Annotated in this window: 16 protein-coding genes and 1 tRNA gene; 12 read left to right on the top strand and 5 right to left on the bottom strand. The window is 35.2% G+C overall.

The window, feature by feature from the left end; genetic code table 11:
- The first annotated feature begins 19 nt into the window (after positions 1-19).
- A complete protein-coding gene (locus tag WC622_RS13355; RefSeq protein ID WP_372820198.1) occupies positions 20-1,219 on the top strand; it encodes an anhydro-N-acetylmuramic acid kinase in 1,200 nt (399 codons plus the stop codon).
- Positions 1,220-1,847: 628 nt separating this feature from the next.
- Here the strand turns inward: WC622_RS13355 and WC622_RS13350 are convergent.
- A complete protein-coding gene (locus tag WC622_RS13350) occupies positions 1,848-2,594 on the bottom strand; it encodes a DeoR/GlpR family DNA-binding transcription regulator (RefSeq protein ID WP_372820197.1) in 747 nt (248 codons plus the stop codon).
- A 235-nt stretch (positions 2,595-2,829) separates the two neighbouring features.
- Here WC622_RS13350 and WC622_RS13345 point away from each other — a divergent pair, with 235 nt between their 5' ends.
- The 3 genes from WC622_RS13345 to WC622_RS13335 are packed head-to-tail and all read left to right on the top strand — an operon-like array spanning position 2,830 to position 8,396.
- Positions 2,830-5,931 carry a SusC/RagA family TonB-linked outer membrane protein gene (locus WC622_RS13345; protein WP_372820196.1) on the top strand — a complete coding sequence of 1,034 codons (3,102 nt, stop codon included), beginning with the start codon at positions 2,830-2,832 and terminating at the stop codon, positions 5,929-5,931.
- A gap of 22 nt (positions 5,932-5,953) precedes the next feature.
- Positions 5,954-7,594 (top strand): SusD/RagB family nutrient-binding outer membrane lipoprotein, encoded by a 1,641-nt coding sequence (locus tag WC622_RS13340; protein ID WP_372820195.1) that lies wholly within the window; start codon positions 5,954-5,956, stop codon positions 7,592-7,594.
- A 10-nt stretch (positions 7,595-7,604) separates the two neighbouring features.
- Positions 7,605-8,396 (top strand): DUF4397 domain-containing protein, encoded by a 792-nt coding sequence (locus tag WC622_RS13335; RefSeq protein WP_372820194.1) that lies wholly within the window; start codon positions 7,605-7,607, stop codon positions 8,394-8,396.
- A 63-nt stretch (positions 8,397-8,459) separates the two neighbouring features.
- On the opposite strand, the gene WC622_RS13330 is transcribed toward WC622_RS13335, so the two are convergent.
- Positions 8,460-8,807: a hypothetical protein gene (locus tag WC622_RS13330; protein WP_372820193.1), complete on the bottom strand. Its 348-nt coding sequence runs from the start codon at positions 8,805-8,807 to the stop codon at positions 8,460-8,462.
- A gap of 171 nt (positions 8,808-8,978) precedes the next feature.
- Here WC622_RS13330 and WC622_RS13325 point away from each other — a divergent pair, with 171 nt between their 5' ends.
- The 5 genes from WC622_RS13325 (at position 8,979) to WC622_RS13305 (ending at position 16,810) form a co-directional block, all read left to right on the top strand.
- On the top strand, positions 8,979-9,194 hold the full coding sequence (locus tag WC622_RS13325) for a hypothetical protein (RefSeq protein WP_372820192.1): 216 nt from the start codon (positions 8,979-8,981) through the stop codon (positions 9,192-9,194).
- A 58-nt stretch (positions 9,195-9,252) separates the two neighbouring features.
- The gene (locus tag WC622_RS13320; RefSeq protein WP_372820191.1) at positions 9,253-10,944 is read left to right on the top strand and encodes a S41 family peptidase; all 1,692 of its coding nucleotides are present in this window, start codon (positions 9,253-9,255) and stop codon (positions 10,942-10,944) included.
- 238 nt (positions 10,945-11,182) lie between these two features.
- On the top strand, positions 11,183-14,296 hold the full coding sequence (locus tag WC622_RS13315) for a SusC/RagA family TonB-linked outer membrane protein (RefSeq protein ID WP_372820190.1): 3,114 nt from the start codon (positions 11,183-11,185) through the stop codon (positions 14,294-14,296).
- Positions 14,297-14,307: 11 nt separating this feature from the next.
- Positions 14,308-15,903, top strand: coding sequence for a SusD/RagB family nutrient-binding outer membrane lipoprotein (locus WC622_RS13310; RefSeq protein WP_372820189.1), 1,596 nt, complete (start codon positions 14,308-14,310; stop codon positions 15,901-15,903).
- A 28-nt stretch (positions 15,904-15,931) separates the two neighbouring features.
- On the top strand, positions 15,932-16,810 hold the full coding sequence (locus tag WC622_RS13305) for a DUF1735 domain-containing protein (RefSeq protein WP_372820188.1): 879 nt from the start codon (positions 15,932-15,934) through the stop codon (positions 16,808-16,810).
- Between the two features lie 130 nt (positions 16,811-16,940).
- Here the strand turns inward: WC622_RS13305 and WC622_RS13300 are convergent, their stop codons facing one another.
- Positions 16,941-17,270 (bottom strand): 2Fe-2S iron-sulfur cluster-binding protein, encoded by a 330-nt coding sequence (locus tag WC622_RS13300; protein ID WP_372820187.1) that lies wholly within the window; start codon positions 17,268-17,270, stop codon positions 16,941-16,943.
- 2 nt (positions 17,271-17,272) lie between these two features.
- Entirely contained in the window at positions 17,273-18,283 is a 1,011-nt protein-coding gene (locus tag WC622_RS13295) for an NAD(P)/FAD-dependent oxidoreductase (protein WP_372820186.1), read from the bottom strand.
- Positions 18,284-18,491: 208 nt separating this feature from the next.
- Between WC622_RS13295 and WC622_RS13290 the strand changes: the two genes are divergently transcribed.
- From WC622_RS13290 to WC622_RS13280, 3 genes are all read left to right on the top strand, one after another.
- Complete coding sequence (locus tag WC622_RS13290; protein WP_372820185.1) at positions 18,492-19,238, top strand: UDP-2,3-diacylglucosamine diphosphatase; 747 nt, start codon at positions 18,492-18,494, stop codon at positions 19,236-19,238.
- Positions 19,239-19,469: 231 nt separating this feature from the next.
- On the top strand, positions 19,470-20,543 hold the full coding sequence (prfA, locus tag WC622_RS13285; protein WP_372820184.1) for a peptide chain release factor 1: 1,074 nt from the start codon (positions 19,470-19,472) through the stop codon (positions 20,541-20,543).
- Between the two features lie 93 nt (positions 20,544-20,636).
- Positions 20,637-20,710 (top strand) — tRNA-Asp (locus WC622_RS13280).
- A gap of 41 nt (positions 20,711-20,751) precedes the next feature.
- On the opposite strand, the gene WC622_RS13275 is transcribed toward WC622_RS13280, so the two are convergent.
- Positions 20,752-21,139: hypothetical protein (locus WC622_RS13275; protein ID WP_372820183.1), on the bottom strand; the 388-nt coding region annotated here is incomplete at its 5' end.

Genomic DNA, 21,139 nt, shown 5'->3' with positions numbered 1-21,139 from the left:
TTAGACACATTTTATTCTTATGAACACCAATATTGAAAAGCTATATTCAATTGCAAATAAAAAGGAAAGGTTAATTATTGGGCTAATGTCGGGCACCTCTATGGATGGTTTAGACATTGCGTTATGTTTATGTAAAAATAGCGGCAGTAAAACTGAAGTTAAGCTACTCAACTTTATAACAATGCCTTATCAAGATGATTTTAGAGCAGATGTGAAAAGTATATTTTCTAGAAGAGATGCAGATTTAGAAAAAGTGTGTTTGTTAAATGAGCTTATAGGCTTTACACACGCAGAGTTGATATTAAATGCATTAAAAAAATGGAATATTAGTACTTCTGACATTGATGTAATTGCTAGTCACGGACAAACTATATTCCATGCACCCAAATCACTACATGGTAAAAGCAATTACCCTAATGCAACTTTACAAATAGGAGATGGAGATCATATTGCTGTAGCAACAGGTATTATAACACTAGCAGATTTTAGGCAAAAACATCTCGCTGCTGGAGGAGAAGGCGCTCCACTTGCCGTTTATGGAGATTATTTAGTTTTTTCTAAAAAGGATGAAAATAGAATAATGTTAAATATTGGGGGAATTGCCAATTTTACTTTCCTGCCAGGAGACAAGGATGCTGCTAAGGTTTTTTCTACAGATGTTGGACCGGGTAATACTTTAATGGACCAGTTTATACAATTAAACTATCCTGGTACATACTATGATAAAAATGCGGAAAGAGCTATGGCAGGAAAACTGAATCCATCTTTATTGAAAGCATTATTAAAAAATGAGTTTTTCGAAACATCTTTCCCTAAAACGACTGGACCAGAACTATTCAATTTGGATTATTTGAAAAAAGCACAAGAAATTAGTGAAACAACCACCATTAGTAATGAAGATATACTAGCAACTTTATGTCACTTTTCTGCAAATGCAATTGTTGATGGTATCGAAAAAACCATTGACTCTACCACATTACCAAAAATATTTATGAGTGGAGGCGGAATGCATAATCCTTTATTAGTTAAAATATTAAAAAACGCACTGCCAAAAGCAATTTTTAGTACAACCGATGAATTAGAAATTAATCCAGACGCCAAGGAGGCTGTTCTTTTTGCGTTATTGGCAAATGAAACCTTAGCAGGAAATCCAATTAATTTCGGAGATAGAGAAGGGGTTCCTTCAGTTTGTATGGGCAAAATCTGCTTGCCAAATTAGTTGCTAAGGTCTGAGCTTAAAGGATTTCTTTCCGATATTTTTAAAGAATGAAATCTCTTTTGATATCGTTATGTCTTATAATGAACTAATTCGTCAGAAATACTAACCATTTTATGTAAAATCAACCACTAATTGTTATTAGTTATATTGCTTTAAATCAACATCAGTATAACACCAAAGTAAATCCGCATTAAGTCCGCATTTTTCAGATAAAACGCGGACTTAATGCGGACTCTATGCGGACTTACTATAAAGTTGACATCATTTACTATCACAGAAAAACCACTTCATTAGGAGAGAAAATGTATAGCTGTTAGGAATACTTGGTTGCCACGAAAGAGTTCAAAAAAATTGGGCTGATTTGTCTGTTGAATCAAATCGTGATTTTAGATGTTCCTTATTTAATTTGGCAAATTCGAAGAAAAGAAATTGGAATTCGTTTTAGAAAAGTTTAGGCTAGTGATATAAGAAGATGGAAAAATTAACCCATATGAATTTCAATAAGCCAAATATTTATTAATGACATGAGTAAATTTGTCGACTGACTTGCCGAGTGTGTTGAATACAGCAACTAGTATTCTTCTAATAGGATTTTGGATAGCAACAAATGCTCCAAATAGAATTCAAACTATAAAATACGTAAACCTTTAACTCTATAATTTTCTAGTTGTAAATTTTCAGGTTCTAGCTCTGTAATCAAGTAACTAATATTTTCCAACGATGCCACTTTAATTCTAAGGGAAATATTCAGCTTTTCTGAAATACACAAAATTGCAGATTTCCTTGATGAACTTAGCATTGTTTTCTTTAACTGATTGATTTCCCAATCTGTGTCGGTAAGGCCATCGTTGGGATGTATGGCACTTGTGCCCAATAAGCATAGATCAGCATTAATTTCAGAAAGCTGGCTAATTACATGACCGCCATAGGTAATTTGAGAGTTTTTAGAAAACATACCGCCAATTATAATCACTTCAATCTTTCTATACTTGGCTAGCTCAATTGCTACTAAGGGACTAATGGTAAAAAAAGTAGCAGCTAAGTTTTCAGGTAATTGTTTTACTAATTCTATTATTGTAGTTCCACCACCAGTTAAAATTACCATTCCATCCTTAATTAATGGAAGGGTTTTTTTTGCAATGTTAATCTTAGCTTCTTTAGCATATACAGTGCTATCATCAAAAGTAGAATGGTAAGATTTAGAAAGAGCCCCGCCATGAACTTTATATAATAAATTATCATCGGACATTTCTTGTAAATCCCTTCTTATAGTATCTTCAGAAACATTCAATAATTGAACAAGATCTGAAGTGAGTACTCTATTATGCAAATTAATTTGTCGCATAACGAAATCGTGTCTTTCTTTTTTTAACATATATAGCGTTTTGGAATACTAAAGATATAAAATTTAAAAATATTATGCTGCTTTTTGCGGTTTTATGCGACATAAATTTGAAATTCATATTAAATTAGTTGTAAAATTTCTTTTTTTAGTCAAAAACATTTATGATATTTACTTGACAATTGCTACTTTGCGTATTATTGCGGGTTTGGCAAGACCACAACAATCAACAAAAAACAAAACTTATTTATTAACCAAATTCACGTTTATGAAAAAAAAACTACTCATGCTGTTTTTGGGCACGTTTTTGTTTGCTATACAAGTTATAGCACAACAAGTAACGGTTACCGGTAAAGTAACTTCAGCAGAAGATGGACAGCCCATTCCAGGGGCTTCTGTCAAAATTAAAGGAACTACTATCGCTGTACAAACTAGCCCTACAGGGTTGTACTCCATTAAAACCAAACAAGGAGATGTTCTACAATTTATCTTTTTGGGCCGTACAACCGAAGAAAGAACTGTTGGCTCAAGCGCCACAATTAATACTGTGCTAAAAGAAGATGCAAGCACATTAAAAGAGGTAACAATTACTACAGCTTATAATGTAGAAAGGGACAAGAAAAGTATTGGGTACTCTTTATCTAAAGTAGATGGCGATGAAGTTACTCAAACAGGGAGAGAAAACTTTATCAATGGTTTAGCAGGGCGTGTTCCTGGTTTATCCATTAATCCTACTAGTGGTGATCCAGGTGCTTCGTCTCAAATCATTTTAAGAGGTATCAATTCATTAAGTGGTGATAACCAGCCTTTAATGGTGGTTGATGGTGTGCCAATTGACAATTCAGTGGTAAACCAGATGAGTACTACTATTCAAGGGACTAACAGAAATCAAGATTATACCAACAGATCTTCAGACATTAATCCGGCAGACATCGAAAGTTATGTGATTTTGAAAGGGCCAGAAGCAACGGCATTATATGGAAACTTAGGTGCAGGTGGTGCTATTATAATTACCACAAAAAAAGCAAAAGCAGGTAAAGCTTCAGTTTCTTATAATGGTTCATTAAGGCTTGAAACTGTAAATAATACCCCTGAGGTACAACAGGTTTATAGCCAAGGTGATGCGAATGGGGTATTTCAAGGTGGTTCTACCAGTTATTTTGGGCCAAAATATTTCGATGCTGTTAAAGTTTATGATAATGTTGGCAGCTTCTTTAAAACAGGTACTAAGCAAAGTAATAACCTAGTATTTGAGGGTGGTAAAGAATCATTTACTTATCGTTGGTCGTCAGAATATCTGGATTATAAGGGAACAATTCCTACCACACAATATAAAAAGTTCACTACTTCATTGGCTGGACAAGCTGCTTTGTCGCCAGCAATTAAATTAACTACGCGCTTTAGCTATACTAATGCTTACAATAAAAAAGCGAATAAAGGCTTAGCAGGTTATTTAATGAATCTGTTACTTTATCCAGCTCGTTACGATATTAACAACTGGATTGACGCTAATGGTAATCGTGTATTAACTACGGGAACAATATATACAGAGTTTGATAATCCACTATGGGAGCTTAACAAAAACTTGGCCGATGATAGAACTAATAACGTAATGTTAAATACCAACGTAACCATCAAGCCAAACAAATGGCTATCGTTAACTGCTATCTTAGGTGCTAATATTATCAATACTGATGGTAAGCTTGTTTATAATACGCAATCGTACTCTGGGTCGGGTAGTGCAGCAACACCGAGAGGGGGTGTGATCAATACGTATCAGAATGTAGTAAAACAGTTTGAAGGATCATTCACTGCTACTGCAAAACATACATTTGGCGATTTCAATAACACCTATATTTTAGGTTTGAATGGTACAGACTATAACAATACAACAAATTCGGCACGTGGACAGAATATGTTTGACCCTAATTTTTATAGTATCAACAACACTTTGCCAACTACACAATCTGCTTATTTAGCGATTTATAGACGTAGAAATGCAGGGGCGTTTTTACAAGCAATTATGGGTTATAAATCTTTAGTGTATTTAACCTTGTCAATGAGAGCTGATGCGGCTTCACGTATGATGCCTAATAATCCTTATTTCGCTTATCCATCTGCAAGTTTGGCCTTTAATTTTACCGAATTAGAAGCAGTTAAGAAGGTAGATTGGTTAAGTTCGGGTAAATTAAGAGCATCTTATGGAGAAACGGGTAAAGAACCAAGTAAATATTATGCACTTGGTACAAGATTGGGTACAGTAACCACAAGCGGTGGTGGTTTTAAATATGACTTGGCTAATGGTGGTAACCCAGACTTGGTTCCAGAAAAAACAATTGATTGGGAAGTTGGAACTGAACTAGGCTTTTTGAAAGATAGAATTAGTGTTGATTTTACGTACTATAACAGAGAAAGCCGTGGCCAAATTATTTCACCTCGTACCAGCTATGGTAGTGGTTCTGTAATTAGAATCATGAATGGCGGTAGTGTAGAAAATTATGGTTATGAAGTTCAATTAAAAGGTTCTCCAATTAGAAAAAAGGATTTCGATTGGAACATGACCTTTAACTTTACCAGCAACAGAGGGATAGTAAATAGCGTAGCAGAAGATCTTCCAGAATACTATAACTCTGATACTTGGATTGCTAATGGTGCAAGAGCAGGAACTGGACCAGGTAGGAGTACTTATGCACTCGTAGGTTGGGTGAATTCAAGAAACGACAGAGGAGACCTATTGATCAGTCCAACTACTGGATTGCCGATCTTAAAAAGCTCGTCTGATTTTGTATACCTAGGCGATAGAGCACCTAAATTCACTTTAGGTTATTTAAACAGCTTCCATTATAAAAACTTCAATCTTTCCTTCCTATTCGATATGAGGATTGGTGGTGATGTTTACAATCAAACAGAATACGAGTTGTATAGAAGAGGTTTAAGTGTTAAAACGCTTGATCGTGATCAACCTAGGATTTTAAAAGGTGTGCTCGCTGATGGTTTAGAAAATACAGCTAACCCTACAATCAATAATATTATGATTACACCAGGACTTAACAGTAACTACTATAACAATACTGTTGGCGGTATAGCACCTGAGCAGTTCTTAGAAAGAGACATCAATACATTTAGATTAAGAGATGTTACTGTATCTTATGACCTGCCTGCTTCGTGGGCAGCTAGAACCAAGTTTTTATCTAGTGCTGGTATATATGTAACCTTTACGGATCTATTCTTAATTACCAACTATTCAGGAATCGATCCAGATGTAAATGGTAATACTCCAGCTACGGGTGGTGTTGGTGGTTATGGTATCGATTACGGGAGCATGGGTCGTCCATTGGGTGTAAACATCGGATTAAGAATTAAACTATAATTTAAGCTTAAAGTTTTATAACATGAAACATATTAAAATAATATATCTATTTGCACTCCTGTTTATTGCAACAGGATGTAAAAAGTGGCTTGACGTCAATACCGATCCAGCTGCGCCTCAAACGACAAAGCCAGAGTTCTATTTGTCATCAATTATTGCAAAAATGGGTGAGGCCTCATCTACTGATAACGGAAACGTACAGTTTAAACTAACCCAAAACATGGGCTCTCAAGCGGCAATTTCTACTTTTGAACGCCATGGTTGGAGCACAGGAGATTCTGATGGAGGTGTTTTGTGGAGACACGTATATGTAGATGCAGGTGTTAACTTAGAAGATATGGTTAAAGGTGCCAAAGGTTTAGGAAACAATACACTAGCTGGTGTAGGTATGGCCATTAAGGCTTGGGGTTTCCAACATTTAACCGATCAACATGGTCCAATTATCTTAGATCAGGCATTTCAAGATCGTTTATACTTCAACTATCAAGATCAACCAATGGTTTACGCAAAGGTAAGAGAGTGGTGCCAAGAAGCGTTGGTGTTATTAAATACACCTGATGCAGCAGATTTTAGTAGTGTTCTTTCAAGAACTGACTATATATTTGGACAATCAGGCTTTGGAAATATCACCACTTATAGACAGAAATGGAAAAAATTTGTATATGCGGTTTTGGCTACACAATACACTCACCTAATTAACAAACCAGAATTTGGCGCTAAATATGCAGATAGTGTTGTTAAATATGTTGACCTGTCATTTGGTGGAACTGTATTGAATGCTAGCGAAGATGCTACAATTAGCTATGATGGAACTTTACCAGCTAACTCAAACCCTAATAGTGTAACAAATGGCTTTTTTACAAGCGTATCAATAAATAGGATTGGTCAACCAATTGTGAATTATTTGACAGGTGGGTTAAGAGGTGCACCAGCACTTAATCCAACATCTTCTTTAGATCCACGTTTAACCAGAATGATCAATCCAATGGTAACTACTGTTCCTGCAACAAATGGAGTTTATAGAGGAGTTATTGCTACCAAAGGTGATGTTCCTACAACTAAGACTATTCCATCGGTAATGGGATCGGCATTGCCACCGTATCCAGGTAAATATCTTTTTTCTAATGTTGGGGGAGGTAAATACCCTTTATTTACTTTTGCTCAATTGCAATTTATGAAAGCAGAAGCACTATTTATTAAAGGAGATAAAGGAGGTGCATGGACTGCTTATGATAGAGGTATCAGAGGACATATGGATTTTGTAAATACTTATGGAAGAAATGGTAGTACAGTAGCCCCTGCAATTACTGCAGCAGAGATAAGTGCTTATATGACTTCAAGTGAAGTAGCGCAAAGTGGTGCCGACTTAACTATTGCTGATATCATGGGTCAAAAGTACATTGCACAATGGGGATGGGCTGGCTACGAACAATTTGCCGATATGCGTAAATATCATTGGGATCCTGCAGTATTTAGACAATGGAAACCATTGGAAAGCTCAGAGGCAGCGGCCACAAAAAACTCTATTCCAATGTATGTTTACCGGATCAGACCAAGATACAACTCAGAATATGTTTGGAATAGAGCTGAGTTAGATGTTTGGGGGGGGAATAGCCCGTTATATGTTTATCAAGAGACCTGGTTTACTTTACCAACTAACTAATTCACAAATTATGAAAAAGATTTTTTCAATTATATCCCTTCTATCTGTTTTAACTGTTGCTTTTATTAGTTGTAAGAAAACAGGTGGTGATAATGTGTTCTCAGAATACGATATCGTAGATCAAGGTGCGAAAGCATTAATTAAGGTTAATTATAACGTCGCGTTTTTTAATAATCCTGGGGTCCAGGTGAAAATAAATGACGTGCGAGTAAGCGGACTTATCCTCAATAGAACTCCTTTTCCTGGGGGAGGTTTCAATACTTTGGGAAGCAATACAGGAGATTACTTACCAGTTGATCCAGGGGCAAATACAAAAGTGTCGATCACTATTCCTAAAAGAGGAACTAATATTGATTCGGTAGAGATCTATACCACTACAGTAGCTGCGACAGCCGGCAAGAGGTATTCTTTACATGTAACTGATACCGCTGCTAGAAAAAGCTTATTTGTTGAGGAAGATGCATCAATACCTGATTCAGGTTTCGTGAGAATGAGATTTGTGAATTTGATGCCAACTGTGCCATCAGTAGATTTGTGGGTAGGTACTAACAAGGTTGCTTCAAATATTGCGTATATGTCTATTAGCGACAAATTCGTGTTGCCTACTTCACAGGCTAGCATTACTACTAAGTGGGATGTTAGAGCTGCAGGAGCGGCAAATCTTACAACCAATATTATTGCAACCTACACAAGTGCAAGTACTTTTAACAATCAACGGGTTTATACAGCTTATGCTATAGGATACCCAGACAAGACTGACGCCACAAGGAAACCTTATATTTCTTTTTACTACGTCAGATAAACATTAATAAAACAAAAAAGGGTGGGTGCTAATTAGCACCCACCCTTTTTTAGTAATACATTTTTAATAACAACTGGCCGAAATGCCAAAACTCTGGTTGTTTGCATCTAGTGTAAAATTTGTATAACCAGTTGATGTAGTTACACTACTGATTAATGGAGGTGAGCAAGAATTGGTTGAAGCAGAAACTAATTCATAATTTCCATAAGGCACTTCAATCTGATCTTGGGTATCCACTGCATTCAGGTAATAATAGGTATAAGTGTCTGTGTTTAAGATGGTGGCTTGACCGCCCATGGTTTGAATGTAACTTACTTCAAGTGTTACATATCCTACATCGTCTTTGTTTTTTAAAGAGGTTAGGGCAAAAAATAATAAAACTACTGCCAATTTGGTGATTAGATTTTTCATACTAAATTGATTAATAAGGTGAATTAATTAAATTTACACATAACTTGCTTTTAAACAAAGCATTATTTAGTATTCTGGCAGCTTTTCAAGCAATTCTTTTACGGAATCTCATCTCTTAATTAACAGTATAATTCCTAAATTTTTATACTTTTGCATCAAAGTATTTTAACAATGGCAAACTTTACACTTACTCCTGAAACCTGGGAAAGGGTTAAAATTAAATTCTTAAGAAAATACCGTGATTTAACTCAGGCAGATCTTTCTTTTTCATCTGGTCAAGAAGATCAGCTAGTACAAAAGTTAATGACTTTAGTCAAAAGAGATCAGGAATATATCGAATTTACTATTCGTAAAGCACTGGCTGATCCAAAGGGTAATCGCTTGTAATAACGAGTTTTTAATCCTAGCACTTTTTTGTAAGTTTACCTCTATTATTAAAAGGTAAATGAAGAAGGTTAAAATTGGTATCTTATTGTTTTCCATTGGCTTGTTATCATTAACATTTGCCTTTAAAGAAGATTTATTTCTAGTATCTAAGAACTTAGATGTTTTCGCATCACTCTACAAAGAGATTAACATCAATTATGTAGAAGAGACAAATCCTACAGACCTGATGCGCATCGGCATTGATGCAATGTTAGAAGGACTTGATCCTTACACGGAATATATTCCAGAATCTGAAATAGAAGATTATAAATTAAAATATGTAAGCACTCAATACGGTGGTATAGGTGCTGGCACCTTATTTATTGAAGGAAAACTTTTTGTTAACGAAGTAAGTGAAGGAAATCCCGCAAATAAACAGGGTGTTAAGCCTGGTGATCAAATTGTAAAAATCAATGGGATTGACACAAAAGGAAAAGACAGAAATCAAATTAGTCAACTATTACGTGGCCCGAAAGGTTCTTCACTAAGTTTAGTTATCATAAGAGATGGAGCAGTATTGAATAAAACCATAGTTAGAGAGGAGATTAAACAACCAAATGTATCCTATTCTGGTATTTTGGATAATCAGATTGGCTATATCCGACTAGATAAATTTTTAGAGAACTCAGGACAAGAAGTTGCGAATGCATTAGAAAACATCAATAAAGAAAAACCAAAAGGAATAATACTCGATTTACGTAACAATGGGGGTGGTATTTTACAAGAGGCGGTTAAAATTGTAAATCTATTTGTAGATAAAAACATTTTAGTGGTTACTCAAAAAGGAAGAAATCCTGAAAAGACAATTGCCTACAAGACAGTTAATCAACCTGTATCTCCACAGGTGCCATTGATTGTTTTGGTGAATGGTTCATCAGCCTCGGCTTCAGAAATTGTAGCAGGTGCATTGCAAGATTTAGATAGAGCAATTATCATTGGTCAACGCAGTTATGGCAAAGGTCTTGTACAACAAACTTTTAATCTTCCATACAATAGTTTAGTTAAGGTAACCGTTGCAAAGTATTATACGCCATCTGGACGATGCATTCAAGCTTTAGATTATGCACATAAAAATCAGAATGGACAAGCAGAAAAATTCGCTGACTCTGTAATGAAAGCCTATAATACAAAAACTGGCAGAACAGTATACAATGGTAATGGAGTTTATCCAGACGTATTTATAGTGCCAATTAAGTATAGTCCTATTACTATATCATTAATTAGTAAAAATCTTTTGTTTGATTATGCAAATAGTTATAAAAAGGCAAATAAGGAAATAGCCAATGTTAAAACCTTTCAATTAAGCGATGCTGATTATACTCAATTTGTTAATTCATTAGCAGATAAAGATTATAGCTATACTTCTCGAACAGAGCGTTTATTATCCGATTTAAGGACGGAAGCAGAAAACGAGAACAAGCTAGCAGCAGTTAAAGGAGATTTAGAAGAATTAAAATCGAAAATGCTAAGTGCCAAAAAGACTGATTTAATAACACATAAAACAGAAATCAGAAGAGTATTGGAAACTCAAATTATTAGTCGTTATTATTTCGAGAAAGGAAAAATTGAGCAAGCATTTCAATACGATAAAGAAATTTTACAAGCAAAAACGTTACTTAATAATCAGCAACAAATGCTAGCCATTCTTAAAGGAGATGGGTTATATAAAACAATTGGAACCCCAGTAAAATCTTTTACTTTAGAAAATTAAATTTGACGCAAACGCTTGATTAACTATATTTTAAGTTATAGGTGCATAATTTTTATTCTTCTAAAACTCCCAATTCTACTCCTGCAAGTGTTAAAAAGTGTTAAAATTTAAGTAATTGAAAACCAACACCTTATGATTTTTATTAATTAATTTAACATATTAAAGTTTTGATTCAAACATACTTTTACTCATATTTAGGAATTAATTAACTATTAACTAACCTAAATTTTATTAATTTATGAAAAAACTTGTACTAAGTTTATTCATCTTGTGTACACTATCCGTGGCCGCTTTCGCTCAAGAGCGTATAGTAACGGGTACAATTAAAGCAAGTGAAGATGGGCTACCTATCCCAGGTGCGTCCATAAAAGTAAAAGAAGCTCCTGCAGTTGGAACTACAACAGGAGTAGATGGTAAGTTTACCTTAAAAGTTCCTGCAAATGGCAGAACGTTACAGGTTTCTTACTTAGGATATTCTACTCAAGAAGTAGCTATTTCTGGAAGTGCAATAAATGTTTCTTTAGTTTTAGATTCAAAAACTTTAGATCAAGTAGTTGTTACGGCGGGTGGTGTGAACATTAAACGTCGTGAGCAAGGTAACCAATCTACTACTGTTAAATCAAAAGAATTAACACAAGCAAAAGCTTTTAATGTTGCTAGTGCATTAACTGGTAAAGTTGCGGGTTTGCAAGTAAACGCAGTTAGTTCTGGTGTTAACCCAAGTGTTCGTTTGGTTTTGCGTGGTAATCGTTCGTTATTAGGTAATAACCAAGCTTTGGTTGTTGTTGATAACGTAATCGTTCCAAGTAGTATTTTAGGAAACTTAAACCCAGAAGATGTTGAAGATATCCAAGTATTAAATGGTGCAGGTGCTGCAGCTTTATACGGTTCTGATGCATCAAACGGAGCGTTAATCATTACTACAAAAACTGGTAAAAGAGGTGTTACTCAAATTAAAGTTGGTCAAACTACTAGTTTAGAGACTATTTCTTATTTGCCTAAGTTGCAACAAAGATTTGGTTCAGGAACAGGTCCGGATGATATTCCAAGTTACACACCATACGAAAACCAGCAGTATGGACCTGCTTTTGATGGTTCAATGAAAGTAATAGGTAAGCCACTAGTTGATGGTTCTATTCAAACTGTTCCATATTCTTGGAATGAAGATGAAGGTAAACAACAATTTTGGGAAACTGGTGTAAACAACCAAACAGATTTTAGCTTATCATCTGGTGATGATAAAGGTTCTTACTATTTATCATCTCAGTATTTTGATCAAACAGGTACTGTTCCTGGTGATAAATTTAATCGTTTTACTATCCGTTTAAATGGAGCAAAAGATTTGATGAAAGGCGTAAGTTTTGCATTCAACGCTAACTATGTTCAAAACAGATATGATCTTGGTGACTCTGGTACAGCATTTAATAACGTATTAATGTCTCCTGGTCAAATTCCTTTAACACGCTATAAAAATTGGAGAACTGATCCATACTCTACTCCAGATGGTTTTTATAATGAATACTATGATAGCCCTTACTTTACTTTAGGAAATTCAAGAACTTTAACGAGAAATGACTATTTGACTGGTAACGTTCAATTGAAATATTCTCCAATTGAAGCGTTGTCATTCTTATTCCGTGTAAGTATGTCAACTAGAAACGTATCAAGTAAGTCCTGGTCAGATAAATATACCTTCTCTACTTATAGATTAGGGATTACATCAAACTTTTCAAATAGACCAGGAAGTGTAAGTGATGCATCAAGTTATGAAACGCAATTAAATCCTGAATTCCAGGCTCAATACATCAAACAGTTGAGTAAAGATTTCTCTTTAAATGCAATTTTAGGTGCAAGTTCACGTGATAATATTACTAAAGGTGTAGCTGCTGGTTCTTCAGCAATGGTTATCCCTGGATTATATAATGTATCTAATACTACTGGTAATACTAATGGAAGTGAAAGTAATAGTCGTGTACGTCAAATAGGTGTTTATGCTGATGCTCGTTTAGGTTTTAGAAGCTATTTATACTTACACTTAACAGCTAGAAATGACTGGCGTTCTGTATTAGCACAAGAAAATAGATCATTATTCTATCCAGCTGCTGATATTTCATTCATTGCTTCTGATGCAATTCCTTTCTTGAAAGAATCTAAAGTAATTAGTTCTTTAAAGTTAAGAGGTGGTGTATCTAAAGTTGGTTTGGTTAACCTAGGTGCTTACAGATTACAGCCAACGTTTAGTCAACAATATGGGTTCCCTTATTCAGGTGTGCCAGGATTTGGTATTGGTAATGCTGTTGTATCTCCAGATATTAAACCAGAGGTTACAACTTCACTTGAGGGTGGTTTTGATTTGGAAATGTTTAAATCTAGAGTTAACTTTAGTGCAACAGCTTATAAATCAAATACCGTAGATCAAACTGTTTCTGTTCAAATTCCTTCAGCAACTGGTTTTACTGGATATTTAACTAATACTGGTGAAGTTCAAAATTATGGTTTAGAAACTTCATTAAGAGTTGTTCCAATCCGTACTTCTTATGGTTTAGAAGTTTCTGTTGGTGCTAACTATACCTACAACAAAAATAAAGTGCTTTCAATTAGTACTGATCAAAACTTTATCAGTTTAGGTACTTTTGGTACTGCGAATATTGTTGCTGAAGTTGGCCAGTCATTCCCATTATTAAAAGGAACTACTTATAACAAAGATCCACAAGGAAGAATTATTGTTGATCGTATTACTGGTTTCCCTAGTGCTACAACAGCTACCTCTAGTTTAGGTATTACAGAGCCAAGACATCGTTTAGGCCTTGATTTATCTGCCGAGTACAAAGGTTTCCGACTAGCTACTGTATTTGAATATCGTTCTGGTAACGTAATTTATACAGGTGGTAGTACAGGATATGATTTCTCAGGAGCGGGTATTAGAACTACTTACTTTAACAGAGAGCGTTTTGTTGTTCCTAATTCATCTTATTTAGATCCTGTAACAAATACGTATGTTGCTAATACAAATATTACAACAAGAACTGGTGGTGTTGATTTCTGGACAAATGGTCCATCAAACACTAGTGTAAACTCTAACTATACTTATTCTGCTGCATTCTGGAAAATGCGTGAGCTTTCATTATCTTATGATTTACCAAAATCAGTATTCAGTAACATTAAATTTGTGAAAGGTGCTACAGTGAGTGTTCAAGGACGTAATTTGTTCTTATGGGCCCCTAAAACCAACCTTTATACTGACCCTGAGTATAGCGCATTTGATTCTTCAAGTAATGCCATTGGTTTCACTTCATTAAGCCAAACGCCTCCAGGTAGATTTTACGGGTTTAGTTTGTCAGTAACTTTATAATATAAAAGAACATGAAAAAAATATTTAAATATATAATGTTAGGCGTGGTCTTGGTGTCTGCAAGTTCTTGTAAAAAGTACTTGGATATCAATGCAAACCCAAATAACTTTACATCTGCAACGCCGGCTGTGGTATTACCACAAGCAATAGTTGGTGCAGCTTCAATTAGTAACACATTTAATATCAGTTTTGCAGATTTTTCTGGAGCTAGAGCTAATGCGGGAGGTTTCGGCGGATTTGGATCTGTTGTAACTTATGATTTCGGAACTGGGGATTACGCTGGTTTATGGTCTGCTAGTTATGATAATGCAAACGATTTTCAATATGTAATTAATGAAACCAGTAGTGACATTAAATTAGCTTACTCTACTAGCATAGCTAGAATTATGAAAGCATTTGCATTTGAGCGTTTGGTTAATCAGTTCAATAATGTACCATATACTGATGCATTGAAAGGTACTGAAGTTTTACAACCAAAATATGATAAAGCTGAAGATGTTTACAAAGCTTGTATTGCAGAATTAACCAAAGCTGTTGCAGATATCACTACTGCACAAGCATCTGCTTCTACTAATAAAATTGTAGCAAACACAGATCCTATGTTTGCTGGTGATATGAACCTTTGGAAAAAGTTTGCTAACACAGTCAAACTTAGAATGCTAATTAAAATGGCTGGAGTTCCTGCTCACCAAGCTTATGCGACAGCTCAATTTGCTGCAATTGATTTAGCTTCAGGTTTCTTATCTACTGATGCTGTTGTTCAGCCAGGGTATGTTAAAACAGATAGACCAAACCCTACGTGGGCATCTATTGGTTTCTCTGGTACAAACACCAACACAACTACAAGTAGAATTCCTACAAAATGGATGTATAGTTTCTATAATGGTGGTAAAATATCTGATCCAGGAAGAGCTAAAACTATTTATAGAGGCTATCCTTCAACAATTATCAATCAATTAGGAGATGAATCTGCAGGTGTTCCAGCTGCTTCTTCTGCTGGTTCTGCATGGACTACTGCTGTTTCTACAACAACTGCATCTGTATTAGGTGTTGCAAAAAGCCCAACTCAAGCGGCTCCAGTATTGTTAGCAACTGAAAGTAACTTCTTACAAGCAGAAGCTTTTGCTAGAGGATATCTTGCAGGAAACGCTGCAACAGCCTTTGATTTAGGAATGCAACAGTCATTTAATTATTTGTACAAAACTGCTGATCTTGTAACTTCAACAAATACTGCTTTAGCAGCTAATGTTGCTACAGATTTTGCTACTTACAAAAATGCTAATGTGCTAAATCGTTTGGTTAACTGGACTTTGGCAGTTTCTTTGGACGAAAAAATTGAAGCCATCATTACTCAAAAGTATATTGCTTTAAATATGATCGCTAATGATGAGAATTTCAATGAATTTAGGCGTACAGGGTATCCATTCATCGTAAATGGCTCATCTGATCCGATTTTAACTTTTGCTTCTAAACAATCAGTTTCTACTCACGTAGATAAATTGCCAACAAGAGTTTTGTATCCTCAAGAAGAGTATAACTTAAATCCTGTTAATGCTCCAGCTGGCATTAATAAATTCAGCTCGTTAATCTTTTGGGATTTAAATTAATAAATAAACTCATTTAAATTATAATAAAATGAAAAAAGTCTTTAATAAATCTATAGCATTGTTATTTCTAGTTGTGTCACTAACGTCATGCTTGAAAGATGATACAATGGTATTAGACCCTGAAAAATCAGCAGGCAATGTAGTTGAGTTCGGAAATACTGGTACACCATCATCTCCATCTGGAGCTCCAGTATTCGCTTATACACCAACAACGTTGGATCCTACTGTTGCAACAGCAAAATTTACTACATCAGTTAGATATGCTGGTGCTGAAGACGTTGCTCCACAAGATATCACAGTGACGTTAGCTGCAGCACCCGAAGCTGTAACTAAATGGAATGCTGCATATCCAACAGCGCAATTTCCATATGTTCAAATGAATGCAACTACTTATTCGTTTCCAAGTACGGTTACAATTAAGAAAGGCGAGAAATTTGCAAGTTTTGATGTAACCATTAAAACTAATCTTTTGAATCAGTCTCAATCTAACGTTTTAGGTATTAAAATCAATTCTACTTCGGCTGCAATAATTAGCGGTAACTTTGGTACAGTAATTTATAACTTACCTATTAAAAGTATATGGGAAGGTAGTTATGTTTACAGCGTAGATAATAACTATGGTCAAATTGATGCCAATATTGGTCAGTATACTGAAGCTGGCATTAAATTATCAACTGTAGGGCCTAATAGAGTTAGAGTTCAATATATTGCTCAAACTTATAGTGGTTTTGTAGAATACCAATTTAATGGTGATAATACAGCAATTACTGAGGTTAAACCTTATAATGGTGCTACTAATTATGCTAATTCAATACAATCATTTACTTTAAATACTGCTACTAAGAGTTTCAATATTGATTGGACATTCGCTAATAGAGGTTTAAGAGAATCGTGGGTTAGACAATAGATAATATTATTGAAATGAGAAATCCCCAGCAAATTTTGTTGGGGATTTTTTATAATATTATTTTTAGAAATTGTATAAAAAAGGAGAACCATTTGGTTCTCCTTTTTTAATTTATTTAAAAATTTGCCTCCTAATCCATTGCATGTAACCTAACTTTAAGCCCGTCCATAGATGGGCTTAATTGTAATTGGCAAGCAAGCCTAGAATTTGGCAATAAATCTGGTAAAGTATCTAACATAGCATATTCGTCATCACTCATTTCGTTGAGCTTTTCTTCACCTTCCATAACATCTACACAGCAAGTTGCGCATAATGCCATTCCACCACAAGTAGCTAGAATATCATATTCGCTAGCTTTTAGGAACTCCATTAAACTTAAGCCCATATCAGTAGGAGCAATTAATGTACTAATATTACCTTCGCGGTCCTCAACTTGTATAGAAATATCGTTTGCTTCCATTCTTAAAATTCGGTTACACCATTAACAGTAGTATATTTCATAGTATATTTAATACCTGGATTCATATACTGATAAGCGCTATGGCTCATTAAAGCGGCTTCATGGAAACCACATAAAATTAACTTTAATTTATTGGTATAGGTATTAATATCGCCAATTGCGTAAATACCTGGGATATTAGTCGAATAATCATCAGTATTTACTTCAATAGCACTTTTGCTTATGTTTAAATTCCATTGCTCTATGGGGCCTAATTTCGGGCTTAAACCAAATAATGGAATAAGATGATCTGCAGCGAAAGAAGTAGTCTCCATTGTACGATTATGTATTACTTCTACATTCTCTAATTTGCCATTACCGGTAACTGAATTTAAATTACTATTTAGGACTAAATTAATCTTTCCACTTTCAGCCAATTCCATTACTTTAGCAACAGAGTCTGGTGCACCACGAAAGCTCTCACTTCTGTGCACTAAAGTTAATTCAGAACAAATATCTGCTAAGAAGATGGTCCAATCTAAAGCAGAATCGCCACCACCAGCAATTACCATTTTTTGACCACGATATTTCTCAGGATCTAGAATCATATAGTTTACACCTCTTCCATTTTCAAATTGGTCTAAGCCAGCAACAGCAGGTTTCCGAGGCTCAAAACAGCCTAATCCACCAGCAATAACAACAACTTTAGCCTCGATAATGGTGCCCATGTTAGTTGTTAATACAAAATCTGCTTCGCCACGTTTTTCCAAGCCCTCAATTCTCTCACCCAATGTATAACCTGGATGAAAAGGTTTAGCCTGTTCTACTAAATTGTCAACTAATTCTTGAGCCAATACAGTTGGATATCCTGGGATATCATATATAGGTTTTTTTGGATAAATTTCTGAAAGCTGACCACCAACTTGAGGTAAGTAATCAATAAGATGACAACGCATTTTTAATAATCCGGCTTCAAAAATGGCAAATAAACCTACAGGTCCGGCGCCAATAATGGCTATATCAGTAGAAATCATGTATTAAAATTTGAGGCAAAGTTACAAAATCACAAACACTATTTAGATATGTTCCAAATTATTTTAAATAAAATCTACGAATTCAGTAGTTTTTATTTTATAAAAATGTTATTAACTACTGAAGCAGAACTATATTTTGTTGTAGTATACGATACCCAAATGGTAAGATGCTAAAAATTAATCATTTTCCGCTACCTTTGACTTATACATGAATAAAAACATTTATTTTGCTTCTGATTTCCACTTAGGTGCGCCTAATTATGAGGAGAGTCGTAAACGTGAAGAACGAATTGTAAATTGGTTGGATTTTATTGAACCAACGTGTGCAGAACTCTTCCTAATGGGCGATGTTTTTGACTTCTGGTTTGAATATGGTAAGGTTATTCCAAAGGGATTTATTCGTTTGCAGGGTAAATTGGCGCAAATGGCGGATGTCGGCATTAAAATCTATTTCTTCAAGGGAAATCACGATATGTGGGTGAACGATTATTTCACAAAAGAAATAGGTATCGAAATTATTAGTGACGAATTAATTATTGAAAGAAATGGAAAAAAGTTTTATTTACACCATGGAGATGGATTAGGCCCAGGAGATGCGAAATATAAATTTTTGAGAAAAGTTTTTAGAAATCGCGTTTGTCAGTGGTTATTTTCTGTTTTACCGCCTCGCATTGGATTGTTTATTGCTAATGGATGGTCTGGAAATAGTAGAATTGCTAGCAATAAAAAAGAGGTATTTTTAGGCAATGAAAATGAATGGCTTGCTATTTTTGCTAAAGAACAATTGGAAAAAGAACACTTTGATTATTTCATTTTTGGACATCGGCATTTGCCTTTAGATATTCAATTGAATATTAATAGCCGTTATGTGAATATAGGAGAATGGATTAATTATAATTCTTATGGGGTATTTGATGGCGAAGATTTGCACCTAGCCTATTATAAAAGTGTTTAATCTGTTTGTAAACTGAGAACTATTAACGGAGCTTAGTCTTTCCGCTTTTTTTCCTTATTTTTGCATCTTTATTGCACAGGTTTGTGTTTAATAAGCCCGTCCCGATAAGTTATCGGGAGAAGTGGAATTTTCTTTTTTGGAAATTTTAACGTAAAGCGGGGCTTGCTTTGTTTAGTGTAGCGAAGCATATTTTCCCCAAGGGATACCTTTTGTACAAAAGATTTTAAAACTATGTTAGAGAAATTAGAAGCGATAAAGTTGCGCTGGGAAGATGTAGAAGAGCAATTAAGCAATCCTGATACGATACAGGATATGAAGCGTTTTGCTGCTTTAAATAAAGAATATAAGGATTTAGGCAAGATTGTGGATGAATATAAAATCTACAAGAATGTGATGAGTAATATTGATGCCAACAAAGAGATTTTGAGCACTGAGAAAGATCAGGAAATGCGTGAGATGGCAAAAGAGGAGTTGGATTTACTGTTGGCACAACAAGAAAAAATGGAGGAAGATATCCGTTTGATGTTGATACCAAAAGATCCTGAAGATGCTAAAAATGCAGTTTTTGAGATTAGAGGTGGAACCGGCGGTGATGAAGCGGCATTATTTGCTGGTGATTTGTATAGAATGTACAGCCGCTTTTTTGACCAAAAAGGTTGGAAAGTAGAAACAGTTGATGTAACTGAAGGTACCGCGGGGGGATATAAAGAGGTGATTTTAAAGGTGAGTGGAGAGGATGTTTACGGACAGTTGAAATATGAATCGGGTGTACATCGTGTACAACGTGTGCCAGACACAGAAACACAAGGTCGAGTGCATACTTCGGCGGCATCTGTTGCTGTTTTACCAGAAGCTGAAGAAATTGATTTGTACATTAACCCAGCAGATATCGAATTACACACTTCGCGTTCTGGTGGTGCTGGTGGGCAAAATGTAAACAAGGTCGAAACTAAAGTACAATTAACGCATAAACCATCTGGTATTGTAGTGGTTTGTCAGCAAGATAGATCGCAATTGGGTAACCGTTTAATCGCAATGGAGATGTTGCGTAGCAAGCTATATGACATCGAATTGCAGAAAAAGAACGGTGATATTGCAGCTAGACGTAAAACAATGGTGTCTACAGGAGATAGATCTGCTAAAATTAGAACATATAATTATCCACAAGGTAGAGTAACGGATCATCGTATTGGTTTGACGTTATATAACTTAAATGGTGTAATGGATGGTGGTGTACAAGAGTTAATCGATGCCCTACAATTTGCAGAGAATGCAGAGAAGATGAAAGAAGGTGCTGTCATTTAACGACTTACAATTATTTTAACTTTTTTGTTGTAAAATAAATTAAAGACGCTATATTTGCAATCCCAATCCGAAAGTGATTTCGTTTTGGGAAACGGGCCGGTAGTTCAGCTGGTTAGAATGCCGCCCTGTCACGGCGGAGGTCGCGGGTTCGAGTCCCGTCCGGCCCGCAAGAAGCCTTAACGAAAGTTGAGGCTTTTTGATTCTTATCTTATTTCAATCGCTTTGGCAAAAATGTTAAGATAATGCCTTTAAAATTTGCCAATATATCCCAAAACTTCCTGTTACTGTCTACTTCACTTTCACCGCAATCAATAGTGTCACTCCGATTGATAATAAAATCTGCAGCTTTCTCAACCAATTTTAAACTAATTAGATTTTTCATCGCTTTAGCAAAATAACTAGCATAGACATGTGCCCATATCTCAATAATTAACGAATCATTAGAGGCTGCTAATTCCTTTCCAAAAAAGGTTAAGTAATCTATTTTAATACTATTGACCAATACTTCCGAACGCTGTTCGATATCGGCAGTCAAGAATTTTTGTAACGTTTTAGGCCTTTTTATCCTGATCAATTGATTTTCAAAAACGACAAGT

This window comes from Pedobacter sp. (genome assembly GCF_041662865.1).
In the GTDB taxonomy this organism is placed as follows: domain Bacteria; phylum Bacteroidota; class Bacteroidia; order Sphingobacteriales; family Sphingobacteriaceae; genus Pedobacter.
Note: the sequence above shows the minus strand (reverse complement) of the source record. Positions and strands in the feature narration are given on the sequence as shown.

Excerpts from the sequence above, each read along its gene's own strand:
- WC622_RS13355 (WP_372820198.1), top strand. The coding sequence starts at position 20 with ATGAACACCAATATTGAAAAGCTATATTCAATTGCAAATAAAAAGGAA.
- WC622_RS13350 (WP_372820197.1), bottom strand. The coding sequence starts at position 2,594 with ATGTTAAAAAAAGAAAGACACGATTTCGTTATGCGACAAATTAATTTG.
- WC622_RS13345 (WP_372820196.1), top strand. The coding sequence starts at position 2,830 with ATGAAAAAAAAACTACTCATGCTGTTTTTGGGCACGTTTTTGTTTGCT.
- WC622_RS13340 (WP_372820195.1), top strand. The coding sequence starts at position 5,954 with ATGAAACATATTAAAATAATATATCTATTTGCACTCCTGTTTATTGCA.
- WC622_RS13335 (WP_372820194.1), top strand. The coding sequence starts at position 7,605 with ATGAAAAAGATTTTTTCAATTATATCCCTTCTATCTGTTTTAACTGTT.
- WC622_RS13330 (WP_372820193.1), bottom strand. The coding sequence starts at position 8,807 with ATGAAAAATCTAATCACCAAATTGGCAGTAGTTTTATTATTTTTTGCC.
- WC622_RS13325 (WP_372820192.1), top strand. The coding sequence starts at position 8,979 with ATGGCAAACTTTACACTTACTCCTGAAACCTGGGAAAGGGTTAAAATT.
- WC622_RS13320 (WP_372820191.1), top strand. The coding sequence starts at position 9,253 with ATGAAGAAGGTTAAAATTGGTATCTTATTGTTTTCCATTGGCTTGTTA.
- WC622_RS13315 (WP_372820190.1), top strand. The coding sequence starts at position 11,183 with ATGAAAAAACTTGTACTAAGTTTATTCATCTTGTGTACACTATCCGTG.
- WC622_RS13310 (WP_372820189.1), top strand. The coding sequence starts at position 14,308 with ATGAAAAAAATATTTAAATATATAATGTTAGGCGTGGTCTTGGTGTCT.
- WC622_RS13305 (WP_372820188.1), top strand. The coding sequence starts at position 15,932 with ATGAAAAAAGTCTTTAATAAATCTATAGCATTGTTATTTCTAGTTGTG.
- WC622_RS13300 (WP_372820187.1), bottom strand. The coding sequence starts at position 17,270 with ATGGAAGCAAACGATATTTCTATACAAGTTGAGGACCGCGAAGGTAAT.
- WC622_RS13295 (WP_372820186.1), bottom strand. The coding sequence starts at position 18,283 with ATGATTTCTACTGATATAGCCATTATTGGCGCCGGACCTGTAGGTTTA.
- WC622_RS13290 (WP_372820185.1), top strand. The coding sequence starts at position 18,492 with ATGAATAAAAACATTTATTTTGCTTCTGATTTCCACTTAGGTGCGCCT.
- prfA (WP_372820184.1), top strand. The coding sequence starts at position 19,470 with ATGTTAGAGAAATTAGAAGCGATAAAGTTGCGCTGGGAAGATGTAGAA.